11 protein-coding genes are annotated in these 15,032 nt (G+C 55.5%); 6 read left to right on the top strand and 5 right to left on the bottom strand.

Annotated elements, in window-relative coordinates; translation table 11 throughout:
• Positions 1-3 precede the first annotated feature (3 nt).
• Positions 4-2,031: a S9 family peptidase gene (locus APA10_RS00660; protein WP_003629804.1), complete on the bottom strand. Its 2,028-nt coding sequence runs from the start codon at positions 2,029-2,031 to the stop codon at positions 4-6.
• 110 nt (positions 2,032-2,141) lie between these two features.
• Here APA10_RS00660 and APA10_RS00655 point away from each other — a divergent pair, with 110 nt between their 5' ends.
• Positions 2,142-2,804, top strand: coding sequence for a DedA family protein (locus APA10_RS00655; protein ID WP_035365854.1), 663 nt, complete (start codon positions 2,142-2,144; stop codon positions 2,802-2,804).
• Positions 2,801-3,751 (top strand): SDR family oxidoreductase, encoded by a 951-nt coding sequence (locus APA10_RS00650; protein ID WP_003629806.1) that lies wholly within the window; start codon positions 2,801-2,803, stop codon positions 3,749-3,751. Before APA10_RS00655 ends, APA10_RS00650 begins: the two co-directional genes overlap by 4 nt.
• Positions 3,752-3,806: 55 nt before the next feature.
• Here the strand turns inward: APA10_RS00650 and APA10_RS00645 are convergent, their stop codons facing one another.
• On the bottom strand, positions 3,807-6,155 hold the full coding sequence (locus APA10_RS00645) for a helicase-related protein (RefSeq protein WP_003629807.1): 2,349 nt from the start codon (positions 6,153-6,155) through the stop codon (positions 3,807-3,809).
• Positions 6,156-6,473: 318 nt separating this feature from the next.
• On the opposite strand from APA10_RS00645, the gene APA10_RS00640 reads away from it, so the two are divergent.
• The 3 genes from APA10_RS00640 to APA10_RS00630 all read left to right on the top strand — a co-directional run bounded on the left by APA10_RS00640 (position 6,474) and on the right by APA10_RS00630 (position 10,200).
• Positions 6,474-7,370: a ferredoxin--NADP reductase gene (locus APA10_RS00640; RefSeq protein WP_003629809.1), complete on the top strand. Its 897-nt coding sequence runs from the start codon at positions 6,474-6,476 to the stop codon at positions 7,368-7,370.
• 61 nt (positions 7,371-7,431) lie between these two features.
• Positions 7,432-8,829, top strand: coding sequence for a glutathione-disulfide reductase (gene gorA, locus APA10_RS00635; protein WP_035367291.1), 1,398 nt, complete (start codon positions 7,432-7,434; stop codon positions 8,827-8,829).
• A 6-nt stretch (positions 8,830-8,835) separates the two neighbouring features.
• Positions 8,836-10,200, top strand: a complete 1,365-nt coding sequence (locus tag APA10_RS00630) for a dihydroorotase (protein ID WP_003629811.1) — start codon at positions 8,836-8,838, stop codon at positions 10,198-10,200.
• Between the two features lie 93 nt (positions 10,201-10,293).
• Here the strand turns inward: APA10_RS00630 and APA10_RS00625 are convergent, their stop codons facing one another.
• Genes APA10_RS00625 through APA10_RS00615 form a run of 3 tightly spaced genes read right to left on the bottom strand, consistent with a single transcriptional unit; the run spans position 10,294 to position 13,938 of the window.
• Entirely contained in the window at positions 10,294-10,758 is a 465-nt protein-coding gene (locus APA10_RS00625) for a hypothetical protein (RefSeq protein ID WP_003629813.1), read from the bottom strand.
• 16 nt (positions 10,759-10,774) lie between these two features.
• The gene (locus APA10_RS00620; protein ID WP_035367290.1) at positions 10,775-11,911 is read right to left on the bottom strand and encodes a DegT/DnrJ/EryC1/StrS family aminotransferase; all 1,137 of its coding nucleotides are present in this window, start codon (positions 11,909-11,911) and stop codon (positions 10,775-10,777) included.
• Positions 11,908-13,938, bottom strand: coding sequence for a polysaccharide biosynthesis protein (locus APA10_RS00615; protein WP_003629816.1), 2,031 nt, complete (start codon positions 13,936-13,938; stop codon positions 11,908-11,910). Before APA10_RS00615 ends, APA10_RS00620 begins: the two co-directional genes overlap by 4 nt.
• Between APA10_RS00615 and APA10_RS00610 the strand changes: the two genes are divergently transcribed.
• Positions 13,932-15,029, top strand: coding sequence for an MraY family glycosyltransferase (locus APA10_RS00610; protein ID WP_035365855.1), 1,098 nt, complete (start codon positions 13,932-13,934; stop codon positions 15,027-15,029). The genes APA10_RS00615 and APA10_RS00610 overlap by 7 nt on opposite strands.
• Positions 15,030-15,032 lie beyond the last annotated feature (3 nt).

The following is a 15,032-nucleotide window of genomic DNA, read 5'->3' as shown; positions in this document are numbered from 1 at the left end:
CGCTTAGTTCTGCGCAGCAAATCCAAACACCTTGGCATAAAAAGCCAATTCTTCAGCAAAGGCAGCGCGGATAGTCGCTTCCTTGCGGAAGCCATGCCCTTCCCCTTCAAATTCTTGTAAAGTCACCGGCGTTCCAACGGCTTTCAAAGCATTGGCCATGGAATATGCCTGTTCTGGCGGCACAACTTTATCGTCCATTCCCTGCAACAGTAGCACAGGCGCACGAATCTGATCGGCAACAGAAATTGGAGAGCGCTGTAGATATAGTGCCTCAGCTTCTGGCCACGGGCCAATTAGACCATCCAAATAGCGTGCTTCAAATTTATGGGTTTCCTGCGCCAAGGCACGCAGGTCGGTTACGCCATATAGGCTCACCCCCGCCGCAAATATGTCTGAAACAGCTAACGCCACCAGCACAGTCATGCCGCCTGCACTGGAACCACGGATGGCGATACGATTCGGGTCTACCCGCCCCGATTCTACAACGGCACGGCAGGCAGACAGACAATCTGCCACATCCACCACACCCCACTGACCTTTTAGACGATTCCGCCACGCGCGCCCGAATCCGGTAGACCCACCATAATTCACATCCAGCACAGCAAACCCGCGAGACGTCCACCACTGGATTTTAAAGGATAATCCTTCCTGCGCCCGCGCAGTTGGTCCTCCATGCACTTGTACAATCATGGGAGGACGCTCACCCTTTGGCACACAAGCATGGCGGTTGGTTGGAGGATAAAAGAAGGCGTGCCCCTTCAAACCATCTTCCCCATCCACTGAAAAACGAATCGATTCGGGTATGGAAATATCTGCAACATCCAGTTGTTCTGCCGATGAACGCTGCAAAATAACCTCTGCCCCCTTCTCGGGCGTGCCCACCACAACAGAAGGCAGAGCATCTGGCGGCGCTTGCAACCAGGCAAAACGCCCATCGGCCAAGGGAACAGGGCATTGGTCCGGTTTGGCATGGAAGATGCGATATTCAGATACACCATCCGGTTTTATCCAGCATGTTGCTTGGCCCTGCGTAACGGCCAAAACCAGACAGCCCTCATTTTTGAGCAGTTGATAGCTACTCTGCCCAAACACCCACGCTGGCTGCCCGACTTCACCTTCTGGAGCAGGATAGCGGGATAAGGTTGGGCTACTTTCCTGCCAATTGACGTTCCATATCGTCCAGCTTCCTGAACGATCAGACAAAACAAGCAATTGTCTATCAGATGTCCAACGCGGCTCTATAAGCGATTCGCTTGTCTGTTTACCCGCCAGCACACGTGCATCTCCAATACCGCAGATGTCCCCCGAAGCATTACGCTGAACACGGGCAAGGCACAGGCGTGTGGCATCCCACGGCATGTTGGGGTGATCCCACTCAACCCACGCCAACAATGTTCCATCTGGTGACAAAGCCGGAGCCGCATAAAAATCTGCTCCAACCTTCAGCACCGTGCCCGCTTTGTTGCCCTGAGCATGCAACGCCACCAGTGCAGTTTTGGCTTCCCCTGCTTCTCGGTGATCTTCCCGCACGGCAAGCACTGTTTCAGAACTTACGTCAAACCGCAGATCAGCAAACCGAAGCCCTATCTCTCCAGCCATAAAAACAGCCGAAGTTTCTGCTTCTCTACGCAGCCACACGCTTCCTGTACGTTTATCGGAATAGGCAATACCTCCGCTTTTCACGGCATAGGCGCCACCGCCATACTCATGCACACGAGTTGCCACATCTGTATCTGGTTCCAGTGCCTCACAGGCACCTTCTGCCTGTGTCCAACGCATCAGCACAGAACGGCCAGCTTCTGCCGGCCGCCGTTCCAGCCAGAAAACAGTATTTTCTACAGCCCGTACCTCGGAAAATGACAGTGTCTTTCCCGCCACCAGATCCGGCGTAACAGGGGAAGGCCATGTGCCACACGGCATTGGCATGACAGAAGAAGAAAGAGGAGGTGTGTTATTCATGCTGGTATTTTTTACCATTCCGGCAGTTGCATCCAGAAAAACATGCACCCAGACACCGCACGTGTTAAGCATTGCTGCATACGCTCTTACGCAGAATGCTTGACACAACAGGACCTGAACGGTTTCTGCCGTGAGCAGTCTCGTGCTCTGTCTAAATTGGATGTTCTGTTCTGTTACACTCTTTGCACAATTTCTTTTCGGTAGATTACCTGAGCAGCCTTTTCGCCCAATACGGTTATGGGGTGGTAGGGGTTGTGGTAATGCTAGAAAGCATGGGCTTTCCGCTGCCAGCAGAAAGCCTGCTTATTACCGGAGCGCTGTTTTGTGCCACAACGCACAAGCTGCACATTGAGGGCGTAGCACTGGCCGGCGTGCTGGGTGCCATTATGGGCGACAATTTTGGCTATCTGATTGGCCATCTTGTTGGACTGCGTATGCTGCAAAAATATGGCCCCAAAATTGGCCTAACATCTCAGCGCCTTTTGCTGGGGCGCTACGTTTTTCTCAAACACGGTGGCCCGGTTGTGTTTTTTGGCCGGTTTATTGCCGTGCTGCGTATGTTTGTAGCCCTGCTGGCCGGAGCGAACCATATGCCGTGGCATACGTTTTTGTTTCATAACGCGCTTGGCGGCATATTCTGGGCTGGGGGTTACACACTTGTTGCCTACCTGCTGGGGAACGAGATCCTTCGGCTTTCCGGACCGCTGGCTATCGCCTTTGGGGCGGTGGCCTGTATTGTCATCGGGTCTTTGTCCATATTCATCAAGCGCAATGAAAAACGTCTGACGGAGGAAGCCATGAAAGCAGCCGAGCAGGATGAACGCCTGAAAGTTCTTCCCTCATGACAGGGCGCAGAGCATGGCGCGTTAACCACAACCAGCCTGATCTGAAAGGGCAAGTTGCCCTTGTAACCGGTGGCAACAGTGGGTTGGGCTTTCAGGTTGCGTTGGGGCTTGCACACAGAGGTGCACGTTTATTGTTGCCTGTAAGGCATGCAGAACGTGGGCGTGAAGCTATCTCCCGCATCAAAGCGGAATGCCCAACGGCACAGATTATTCCTTTGCCGCTAGATCTCTCTTCACTCCAGTCTGTCGCGGAATGCGCAGCGGCTGCTACAAAATACACAGACCGGCTGAATCTACTGGTCAACAACGCGGGCGTTATGGCCCCAACACGCCGCAAGGAAACCAAAAACGGTTTTGAGCTTCAGTTTGGCGTGAATCATCTCGGACATTTTGCCCTAACAGCCCATTTGCGGCATTTGCTGGAAAATGCTCCGGGCGGCGGTGTGGTGGTAAGTGTTGCCAGTTTGGCAGCCTGCAAGGGCCATATTCAGTTTGATGATCTGCAATCCCGCTATCGCTACAGCCCTTTTGGGGCGTATCAGCAAAGCAAGTTGGCCAATCTGCTTTTTGCCATGGAATTGGCGCGCCGGGCGGGTGAACAAGGGTGGAATGTACACGCACGCGCCGCACATCCCGGCTGGGCCAGCACATCCATTATTGCCAATGGGCAAGCAGCTAGTCTGCCTGCTCCGCTAGGGCGTATTGAGCAGTTTTGGGGTGGTATGATTTTGCGCGTTATGGGGCAATCTGCTGCGCATGGGGCTGAACCTATTTTATACGCAGCACTTTCCCCCTCCGCCCGAGATGGAGATTACTACGGCCCACAAGGGCATCAGGAAAGGCGTGGCCCACCGGGGCCAGCCCATATTCCCCCTACTGCGCGCAAGGGCAGTACTGCCGCACGCCTATGGGATGTTTCTGAAAGGCTGACCGGCACAAGCTGGTAAAAATCTAAAAAAGGGGGCGTCGTCTCACAAACAGGACGACGCCCCCTTTCTATGTTCAGAAACGAGTGGAACGGCGTGTACGGCTCTGCTGCCGTAATACGCTTTCAATCCAGTCATTCAGTCTGCGTGTGGTATCTTCTGCTTCTTCCCGATCCGGGTAGATTTCGGGGAAGCGTAGCGCCAGCCAGCGCCATGCCACCAATCGCTTGTGCCGTTTTTCAGCACGTTCCAGTTCTTCACGCCCAGCCCTCTCACTCGCGGGCAAGCGGCCCGTTCCCGGCGGAAGCACGCGCCGCCCTGCCGCATGGTCTGCGGCCCAACCTACCAGACGACGGATGCCATTATCTCGGTCATCGACCGGACACATGGCGTAAGACCAGCGCGTTGTCAGATCCAGCCCTTCCACCCCTTCCAGAGCAGAGGCAATGGCGAAAGCCTGCTCCATATCTGACAACCGGTAATTCGGGTCATCCTTACGCAGCACGGCACGGTGAATACGTGAAAGAACACCATACAGGCTCTGGGAGCCAATTTCCGCAGCTACAGCTTTTACGATATCGGCATCAGGCTGCACATATGGCCGCAGATCATCAGGCTGTTCAGGGTCTGCTTCCAACTGCCGACGAATAAAGGTTGGGCTGCCCGCACCAGCAAGAACCGCAACAACGCCAGTTTCATGCTTACCAAAACGGCCTGCACGCCCGCCAATCTGCTTTACTTCCTGCACGGTCAGATCACGCGTCTGGCGGCCATCATATTTTTTCAGGGCCGCAAACACCACGCGCTTGATGGAAAGGTTAAGCCCCATGCCAATGGCATCTGTGGCCACCAGAATATCGGCTTCTCCATCATTAAAACGCTGGGCTTCTGCACGCCGCACCTCCGGGCTTAACGCCCCATACACCACGGCTACACGCTTGCCGTGCTGAAGCAGAGCAGCACGCAAATCCAGAACCTCACGGCGAGAAAACGCAATCAGCGCATCCCCAGACCCCAGATCTGCCAACCGCACAGGATGCGATGCCGCCCGCAGCGGGCTTTTGCGTTCCAGAGAAATTTCATCCAGTGGATCACCACACAGTTCGGCAATACGCCGCACCATGGGAATACAATCTGGCGCGCCTAATACATACAAATGCCGTGCAGGTGCCCCCATAATGGCGGCTGTCCATGCGGCGCCACGGTCTGTATCGAACAGCATCTGGGCTTCATCAATAACCGCTACATCTACAGGGCTGTAAAACGGGCACATTTCCACCGTTGCTGCCAGATGCTTGCTGCCCGGCACCACAATCCGTTCTTCACCCGTAGAAAGAGAGGCCTCGACTCCTCTGGAAGCCAGTGCTTCACGAAATTCGTGCGCCAGCAACCGCAACGGAGCCAGAGCCAAACCACTTTCAGCCTGCGCCAGTGCGTTCAGAGCCGTATAGGATTTGCCGCTATTGGTTGGCCCCGTAACAAGGGTAATCTGCCTGTTAAGCGCGCGAGCAGTACGAAAATGCGCAGCATATCGGTCTAGGGCCGCCACACGGGCAATAACGGAATTGGCAACCTTGCGGCCCATATCTGGTGCCGTTTTGGGGCCACCAAATTCTGTCCCGCGGCCATTATCTTTCCGCCATTCTCCCAGCTTGCCACGCAAGGCCACCAATGCGGCGGGGTCAAACTCCCACTTCTCGCGTCCGCCGGCTTCGCGCACCTTTCTGGCCACTGGCAGACGATTCTCTGCAATCCAGCGCAAAGCCTCACGTTGGGAGCAACGTAGCAGACGCGGCACTTCAGCAAACGGAACAAGACTTTCTTCCCATTCCCGCAGTTGCGCTTCTTCCTTGTCGCGCTTCTGGCGGGCGGTCTGTTCTATTTTGCTGGCGGTCTGCTGCCTGCGGGCCTCCTCCCGCCGGGCTGTTTCAAGAAACGGGTCTCCCTCAGGCAGCCCAAACGCTACGGCAATGGCCATAAGCAGCAGATCTGTCTGATCGGGGGAAAGCACACGCCCTGTATCCACCAGGTCAGCCTGCACTGTTTCAAACACGGCCCGAGGCGTTGCAGCATACCCACGCAAGCGAGACTCGGCCACAGGTGCCAGCGCGCGCTCCAGTTCCTGATCTCCGGCCTGCGGATCTGTAATGCCGGAAACGGCTTCTTCTATTTCTTCCCGGCTGATCCAGATACGCCCGCTGCGGCGTGTTTTATCCAGCAGGCGGGAAATCCAGCGCTTGCGCCGCACCTGGCACAAAACCTGAAGATAGGTTTCATCCGGCACCTCATGTGCGCCGGGTTCAAGATTACGGGCAAGGCGGCGGAGAACTTCGTGTTCTTCCTTAGCCTCTGGGGCAATGGTGGTGCGGGCTACAGCGCAGGCAAGAGCCTGACGGGCTGGAGAAGCAGAGCTGTCTGACGTCATGCTTTCTCTCTTGCGTCATCCTGCGGGCCGGAACAATGCCTTGGCGGCATACTTCATGCAAAATAAATCAGAAACCTGCCTTGCCCCCACGGCCCGATTTGGCCATTGTGGCGCCCCCAACCTACCCAGCAGACAGAAGCGGCGGGCGGTTTTCAGCCAGTTACGTGTTGCGCGAACACGTTGTGTGATGAATTTACACTGGCATTAGACGCCTCACCCTTCTAAAAACGCCGCCAGCAAGAAATTCACGGTGCTTTTGTATCTACTACGCAAAGGCACATTGTTCTGATCTGCTACAAGCGGAGTACATAGCGGTCCATGTCTGAAACCATGCTTGAAAACGATATCCTGCCACGGATGTCTGCCTCTGAAGTGCCCAGCGGCCTGCTGCCTGTTGATGGACAGGAAGGCGTGTGGCATCTGGCCTCGCCTACCAAGGAATACGGGCACCTTTACCCTGCCAAGGTTCTGACCGTTCATCACTGGACGGACCGCCTGTTCAGCTTCACCACCACCCGTGACCCCGGCCTGCGCTTTGAAAACGGCCAGTTTGCCATGATCGGGATTGAAGTAGACGGCAAGCCCCTGCTGCGTGCCTATTCCATTGCATCCCCCAACTATGCAGATGAAATGGAATTTCTTTCCATTGCTGTGCCCAACGGCCCGCTGACATCCCGCCTGCGCCACGTAAAAGTGGGTGATACGGTGCTGATCGGCCGCAAACCAACCGGCACGCTGTTGCTGGATAACCTGCGCCCCGGCCGTAACCTGTATTTCCTGTCCACTGGCACAGGGCTGGCCCCGTTCATGAGCCTGATCAAGGATCCGGAATGCTATGAACGGTATGACCATGTTATTCTGACACACACCGTGCGTCTGTCTGGCGAACTGGCATATTCCAACCACATCCGCCACGAACTGCCCGAACACGAATTCCTTGGTGAAGAAATCAAGGAAAAGCTGCTGTACTACCCAGCCGTTACGCGTGAAGACTTTGCCGTAACAGAACGCATCACCAAGCTGATTGAATCGGGCAAGATCTTCAAGGATCTGAACATTCCTGAGCTTGATCCAGAACATGACCGCGTCATGATCTGTGGTTCCCCGGAAATGCTGGCTGATACGGAAGCCCTGCTGCGTGCGCGTGGGTTTGATGAAGGCAACATGTCCACTCCGGGTGCATACGTGGTGGAAAAAGCGTTTGCCGAACGATAAGGCACGCGTTTTTATGCCCAACACCGCCTCTTAAGACACATTATTAAAAGGAGCACGCCCCATGAGCTATGATTTTGATCTTTTGGTTATTGGGGCGGGCTCCGGCGGCGTACGGTGCGCACGCATTGCGGCCAGCCACGGTGCGCGCGTTGCCATTGCAGAAAGCCGACACTGGGGCGGTACCTGTGTGAATTTGGGCTGTGTGCCCAAAAAGCTTATGGTACAAGCCAGTGAATACGGTGATATGGTAGATGACAGCCACGGCTTTGGCTGGACCTCTACTCGCGGTACGCATGACTGGGGCAAGCTGATGGCCGCCAAGGATCGGGAAATTACCCGCCTGAACGGCATTTATGTCTCCATGCTGGAAAAAGCCGGTATTACGCTCCTCACCGGCCATGCCCGGTTTGTAGATGGACATACCATCCGCATTGAACCTTCTCCCCTTGCGCCGGATGAAGACCCCCGCACCATTACGGCAGAACGCATTGTTATTGCCACCGGTTCCACACCCGTAAAGCCTGATATCCCAGGCGCAGAACTGGCCATTACATCAGACGAAGCCTTCCACCTGCCGCAACGGCCAAAACGGGTGGTTATTATTGGCAGCGGATATATCGGGCTGGAATTTGCCGGTATTTTTGCAGGCTTGGGCTCCAAGGTAGATCTGGTTTACCGGCGCGATTTGCCCTTGCGCGGGTTTGATGAAGAAATGCGCAGCGCCATGGCGGAAGCCATTGATGCACGCGGCATTACCCAGCACCGCCACGCCTGTTCCACCGCTATTACCAAAGAAGGCACAGACCTTGTGGTAGCACTGGATAATGGACAGCACCTGCACACAGATTGCGTGTTTATGGCAACAGGCCGACGCCCCAAAATTGACGCACTGGGACTGGAAAACACTGCTATTACCACCGCAGATAATGGGCGCATCAAGGTGGATATAAATAGTGAAACAGCCCAGCCAGGCGTTTACGCCATTGGGGATGTTACAGACCGTATCAACCTTACCCCCGTTGCCATTGCGGAAGGCCATAATCTAGCTGACCGCCTGTTTGGCAAAGGGCCTGCCCGCCAATGGTGCTACGCTACAACTCCCAAGGCTGTTTTCTTCTCCCCTCCGTTAGCAACCGTCGGGCTGACAGAGGAAGAAGCCGCCCGGAATGGCGTTGTGGATATTTATTTCACACGCTTTACCCCCATGCGGCACACCCTGACCGGCCGCACTCGTAAAACGGTGATGAAGCTGGTTGTTGACCAAAAAAGCCAGAAGGTTGTGGGCGTGCATATTCTGGGGGATGACGCACCAGAAATGCTGCAAGGTGTGGCCATTGCCGTAACGGCTGAACTGACAAAAGCAGATTTTGACCGCACAATCGGTATTCACCCCACATCGGCTGAAGAGCTGGTGACCATGCGTACCCGCACACGGGAAACCCCAAAAGCTGAAGGATAATTCCCTATGGCACCTTCTGCCCTTTTTATTGGCGACCAGCACGGCCCCTTTGATCTGGCACTGAAAGGTGGTTCCGTTGTGCTGCCTGATGGCACAGTGGAAACCACAGTTTACGTAAAAGATGGCACTATTGCCGCTATTGGTGGGCAAGCTGACGCGGCCCGCACCATAGACTGCACAGGCCTGACCATTCTGCCGGGTGTTATAGATACGCAGGTTCATTTCCGTGAACCAGGTGCCGAGGAAAACGAAAACCTCGAATCCGGCAGTCGTGCCGCCGTACTGGGTGGGGTAACGGGTGTGTTTGAAATGCCCAACACCAAACCTACCACCTCTACGCCAGAAGCGGTGGCAGACAAACTGGCGCGTGCCAAAGGCCGCATGTGGTGCGAACATGCCTTTTACGTAGGCGCCACGGTTGATAACGCCGACCAATGCGGTGAACTGGAAAAACTACCGGGTACCGCTGGTATCAAGGTGTTCATGGGCTCTTCCACCGGCAGTCTGCTGGTTTCAGAAGACAGTATGCTGGAGCGCGTGCTGAAATCTGGCCAGCGCCGCGTGGCCATTCATGCTGAAGATGAAACCCGCCTGAAAGAACGGATGGGAGAACGGATTGAGGGTGATCCATCCTCCCACCCCGTTTGGCGGGATGATGAAACAGCCCTGCGCGCCACCACGCGTGTGCTGCATCTGGCCCGCAAAACCGGGCGGCGCGTGCATGTGCTGCACATCACCACTCCCGCAGAACTGGCCCTGATTGCACAGCACCGCGATGTGGCAAGCTGTGAACTCACCCCACAACATCTGACACTAGCCGGGGAAGAAGCCTACCCTCGCCTAGGCACCTTCGCACAGATGAACCCGCCTATCCGTTCTGGTGCGCACCGTGATGGTCTGTGGCATTGGGTATCCCAAGGCTTGCCAGATGTGATTGGGTCTGACCACGCGCCCCATAGCAAGGAAGCCAAGGCCCGCACCTATCCGGCCTCGCCCTCCGGTATGCCGGGCGTGCAAACGCTTCTGCCCCTGATGCTCAACCATGTTGCGCACCACCGGCTAACACTGCGCCGCTTGGTGGATTTAACATCCGCTGGCCCACAGCGTCTGTTTGGCTTGGTGCGTAAAGGCCGCATTGCCGTTGGGTATGATGCAGACTTCACAATTGTGGATCTGAAAGCCCAATGGACGATCAAGGAAGAATGGTTGGCCTCACGTTGCGGGTGGTCTCCCTTTACAGGAAACACCATTACAGGCCGCCCTATTGGTACCATTATCCGCGGTAATCAGGTAATGTGGGAAGGTACATTGGCAGACAAAGCCATTGGCAAGCCTTTCCGTTTTGATGCCACAGACAGGCCTGCTGGCTAACCCTCCGGCGCAGCCATTCAGCGCATAGCAAAACCCCTTCCATCATGTTGATGGAAGGGGTTTTGCTTTTATGGCGCTATACGCTTTTAAAAATCAGGGAAAGCTGGACCGTTTATAGGGGTAACGGTCAACCATCATCCGCAAAGGCGCAAACTCCTTATTGGAAAATGACCTGTAATGGACCTGAGATCCATCCGGGTTTTCAACAAATACGGTAGAGTTCCAATCTGCGGCACTGATACCTGTCCAAAGCGTAAGCACCAGAGCTTCCTTGCCTTGGGCATCGTTCAGCACCATGCGGGCATCGCCCGATGATGGCGGCGTACGTGTTAACGGCCCCCAGCCACCTTTGTTATCCTTAAACCAGTCATTCACCGCTTTTACTTCATCCGGGCTTAGGGCGCGCGTGCGGTGCATGGGGCCAACATCCAAAGTGCCGCTGGCCACTTGCGGAAAGGAAACCGGCTTCAGGTTAGGCAGAGCCACTTTCCAGATCAGCGCTGCCGTACTGAGCGTAAAAATAAAAAAGCCAATAATAAACGCCGTCTCTTTCCGCATTATCTGTATCTTTCTCTTACCCGCGCACCGCTGCAATAACGCGGGCCACTTCTTCATCAGTCAGTTCCGGGTGGATTGGCAGTGCCAAAATCCGCTGTGCCAGATCTTCAGAAACAGGCAACGCCGTACCGTCATGATGATCACGGTAAGCTGGCTGTTTATGCAGCGGCAGCGGATAATAAATGGCTGAAGGCACACCCTGCTCTTTCAGGCGGGCCTGCATCTGCTCACGCTCGGCACTGTTTTTCAGCAACACGGAATAAATGGCCCATGCGCTCTGGCTGTCTGGCACACGCGCAGGCACCTGTACCACATCTTTCAGGCCTGCGTCGTACTGGCAGGCAATTTCCTCACGCCGCGTCAGTTCTCGTGCAAAATCATCCAGCTTGGCCAGCAGCACAGCGGCTTGCAGGGTATCCAAGCGCCCGTTCATACCGGTGCGCAAAACCTCATACCGGGTTGTGCCTTCACCGTGCGTGCGTAGGGAGCGGTAGAGAGCTGCGCGTTCCGGGTCATCCGTGAGAATAGCGCCGCCATCTCCGTACCCCCCCAAGGGCTTGGAAGGAAAGAAGGAGAGCGTGGTTGCCGTGGCTTCCCGCCCCAAAGGCGCACCGTTCAACTTTGCTCCAAAGGACTGTGCGCAATCTGCCAACAGAAAAAGGTCTTCTTCCTGCGCAATGGCGCGTAAATCTGCCCACGGTGCAGGTTGGCCGAACAGATCCACCCCAACAATGGCACGTGGCTTCAGTTTACCTGCTTCTCGCACAGCACGAATACGGCTGCGCAGATGCTCTGGGTCAATCTGGAAAGTGTTTGGGTCAACATCCACAAAAACAGGCGTGGCACCCAGCACTAAAGGCACTTCTGCCGTGGCGGTATAGGTAAACGCTGGCAGGAACACGGCATCACCCCGGCCAATCTGTTCCCCCATCATCACAATCTGCAAGGCATCTGTGCCGGAGGAAACACCCACGCATTCCCGCGCACCGCACCACTGGGCCAAACGCTGTTCCAGCTCCAGAACTTCTGGCCCCATTACAAAGCGACAATGCGCCAGAACAGCCTCCAGCCGCTGCCGCAATGCGGGTTCCAGCCGTTTTTGCTGGGCTGCGAGATCAAGAAAAGCGATAGGCCTGTTTTGTGAACTGTTCATAATGCCACCTGCTCATTGCCATCGGCCTGCGCCTGTCCGCTGTGTACAACACCCGCAGCCATAGCACCAGACGCCGCAGATTCCGGCGCCAGGGCACGCACCTCTCCTGCTGGGTTATGATCGAATTCCGGCACCAGCAATGCCAGAATACGCAAAGCAGCCTGCACATCACCTTCTCGCGCATAGGCCGTAATCTGGTCCACCGCCTGGCGTATCTGCTCCAGATCAACCAACCGAGGGGTGGCCATTAGCAAACCGGGTTCATCGGTTGGTACAGGGGCTTCCCGACCATGGAACAGTTCTTCATACAGTTTTTCACCGGGCCTTAGGCCCGTAAAACGGATGGTTACATCTTCATCGGGGCGCAAACCGGCCATACGGATCATCTGCCGGGCCAAATCTACAATACGAACGGGTTCGCCCATATCCAGCACAAAAATACCACCGTGCCGCAGCAGATCATCAGTGCCAGACCCCTCGGTGTGGCGCATGCCCCGCACGCTGGCTTGCAGCACAAGCCCCACGGCTTCTGGCACTGTCATGAAATATCGGCGCATTTCCGGGTGTGTGACTGTCAGCGGGCCGCCTCGTTCTAGCTGCCGGCGGAACAGAGGCACAACAGAACCTGTGGACCCCAGTACATTGCCAAAGCGCACGGTAACACACCGCATGGCATCAGGCTTACCCGATGCACGGGCACGCACATCCAATGCCTGACAGTACATTTCTGCCGCACGCTTGGATGCCCCCATTAGGCTGGAAGGATTTACCGCCTTGTCTGTTGAAATCACCACCATGGCCTGCGCCCCATGGCGAGATGCCGTATCCGCCACAACGCGCGTACCATGCACATTGGTCAGCAACCCTTCTGCCGGGTTTGCCTCCACAATAGGCACATGCTTCAGGGCTGCAGCATGAAACACCAGTTCCGGCCGGAAACGGGCCATCACCTCATCCAGCCGCGCTTCATCCCGCACATCGGCCACCACCACTTCACGCGGCACATGAGGAGCACAATCTGCCAGTTCCACGTCTATCTGCCAGAGTTCGAACTCGCCATGATCGAGCAGGATAAGCCGCTCTGGGCTTAACAGAGCAATCTGCCGCACCAGTTCTGAACCAATGGTGCCACCGGCCCCCGTAACCAGAACGGTGCGGTTGCCCACCAACCGTTCCATGCCTTCCCGATCCAATGGCACCTGAGGACGATTGAGAAGGTCTTCCAGCGGGACGGGCCGCAACTGCACACGTTCGGCTGGAGTAAGATCTGTTAAAGCAGGCGTGCGCAATACCGAGATACCGTGCACTGCCGCAGCATCCAGCACATTTGTCAGGGCACGGCCGCGGAAAGAAGGATCAGTCACCACCAAGGATTCGGGCAGCACATTGTTTTTTGCCAGCCGGTCTAAAATAGCTCCGATATCTTCCACATGCCCCAGAATGGGCACGTTATGGATGCGTCGGCCTGCTTGATGTGTGCCCAAGGCCACAAGCCCGACAACACGAATCCCGGCTTCCGGGTTACGCTCCAGCGCACGCAAATACAGATCTGCAACCGTATCTGCCCCTATCAGCACCACGCGCCGCAAATTGGCACGGCGGAGGGCTATTCTATGTGCCAGACGATACCCCACACGCAGCCCGCCCAACATCACCAGCAGAACCAGCGCATAAATAATGGGAAAGGTCAGACTAGGTAACGGAAAGCCCACCGCTACAAGCCCGCACGAAAACAGGACGGAACTTGCAATAGAGGCCCCGGCAATGCCCAGAAGATCTGAAACACCGGAAAACCGCCAGTACTGCTGCGGCATACGGAACGGCAACCCACTGACAAGCAGCGTGATAGCCCCCCCGGCCAGAAACCAGAGTGGGTGCAGCAATCCATCTTGCGGGGCCGCCAGCCACCGCGCCAGAGGTGCGGCAAGTGCTGCCAATACGCCATCCAGCAGGATATTTACGGCTATCCTGTTTACAGGGCGCAGGCGCGGATTACGGTGCAGGGGCTGAGAGTGTTGTGATGCCATTATCTTGCACCTATAGCGTAGCACCTGCCATCCTAGAAGCGGCTCAACCGGACGACTGTCTTTTCATGTCTTTTTCTTTTTCCTGTGTGGCAATTTTTTGCCTTTTAGGTGCCTGTGCTCTTTCTGCCTGTCTTGTGCGTGGCATGATCGGGCTTGCCGTTATGGATACGCCGGGCCACCGCAGCGCCCATGATACGCCTACACCCAAAGGGGGCGGCATAGGCGTAATGCTTGCTTTTGCAGGTGTTTTGCCGGTTCTTATGTATGTTACTGGCCAGTCACTTTTTTCTTTCTCAGCCTGCACGTTGGCCGCTGCAACTTTGTTATTGTGTGCCGTTTCATGGCTGGATGATATTTATCAGTGGTCCCCCGCCATTAAATTTGCAGCACAATGTGCCGCTGCCTGCATAATTGTAGCTGGAGGCATTGCTCTGCCTTGGCCCACGCCAATTGTTGGGGCCGTTCTTTCTGTATTGTGGCTGATATTTATCACCAATGCCGTCAACTTTATGGATGGGTTAAATGGGCTGATTTCTGGCTGTTTATGTGTTGCAGCATTATGCATGGCCGCAGCAGCCACTTATCTGGGAGTGCCCGCCTTACGCTGGCCTGCATTGCTCATGGTTTTTTGTCTGGCAGGTTTTCTGCCTTTCAATTTCCCAAACGCACGTATTTTTCTAGGTGATGTAGGAAGCCAAGGATGTGGGTTACTGGCTGGAGCCGCAGCCCTGTATACCGCAGCACATTCTCCACTACCCTCTGGATGGGTTGTTGGGCCTGCACTGCTGTTCCCGTTGATTTATGATGTGATTTTTACGCTTATCCGCCGCAAATTGGCCGGACATTCCCTAGTGCAGGCGCATCGTGGGCATTTGTACCAGGTGTTACACCGGAGCGGCATATACGCCCCTGCCATTTCTCTTATGGAATGGACCTTCACACTTTGGGGTATGATGGTGAGCTGTTTTGTAGCCCCAATGCCGATTATAGCGGGAAGTATAACGGCTTTTATACTTGTGTGCGTGCCCCAACTTGTATGGACAGGTTTTGCCGTTTTACGCACGCGCCAACACCCTGTTGGCACGTGGTAAAGA

The organism is Acetobacter pasteurianus subsp. pasteurianus LMG 1262 = NBRC 106471 (assembly GCF_000285275.1).
In the GTDB taxonomy this organism is placed as follows: Bacteria; Pseudomonadota; Alphaproteobacteria; order Acetobacterales; family Acetobacteraceae; genus Acetobacter; species Acetobacter pasteurianus.
Note: the sequence above shows the minus strand (reverse complement) of the source record. Positions and strands in the feature narration are given on the sequence as shown.

What these genes read in the sequence shown, in the direction of transcription:
- APA10_RS00615 (WP_003629816.1), bottom strand. Translation starts at nt 13,938, where the DNA reads ATGGCATCACAACACTCTCAGCCCCTGCACCGTAATCCGCGCCTGCGC.
- APA10_RS00640 (WP_003629809.1), top strand. Translation starts at nt 6,474, where the DNA reads ATGTCTGAAACCATGCTTGAAAACGATATCCTGCCACGGATGTCTGCC.
- APA10_RS00650 (WP_003629806.1), top strand. Translation starts at nt 2,801, where the DNA reads ATGACAGGGCGCAGAGCATGGCGCGTTAACCACAACCAGCCTGATCTG.
- APA10_RS00660 (WP_003629804.1), bottom strand. Translation starts at nt 2,031, where the DNA reads ATGCTTAACACGTGCGGTGTCTGGGTGCATGTTTTTCTGGATGCAACT.
- APA10_RS00610 (WP_035365855.1), top strand. Translation starts at nt 13,932, where the DNA reads ATGCCATTATCTTGCACCTATAGCGTAGCACCTGCCATCCTAGAAGCG.
- APA10_RS00625 (WP_003629813.1), bottom strand. Translation starts at nt 10,758, where the DNA reads ATGCGGAAAGAGACGGCGTTTATTATTGGCTTTTTTATTTTTACGCTC.
- APA10_RS00620 (WP_035367290.1), bottom strand. Translation starts at nt 11,911, where the DNA reads ATGAACAGTTCACAAAACAGGCCTATCGCTTTTCTTGATCTCGCAGCC.
- APA10_RS00630 (WP_003629811.1), top strand. Translation starts at nt 8,836, where the DNA reads ATGGCACCTTCTGCCCTTTTTATTGGCGACCAGCACGGCCCCTTTGAT.
- APA10_RS00645 (WP_003629807.1), bottom strand. Translation starts at nt 6,155, where the DNA reads ATGACGTCAGACAGCTCTGCTTCTCCAGCCCGTCAGGCTCTTGCCTGC.
- gorA (WP_035367291.1), top strand. Translation starts at nt 7,432, where the DNA reads ATGAGCTATGATTTTGATCTTTTGGTTATTGGGGCGGGCTCCGGCGGC.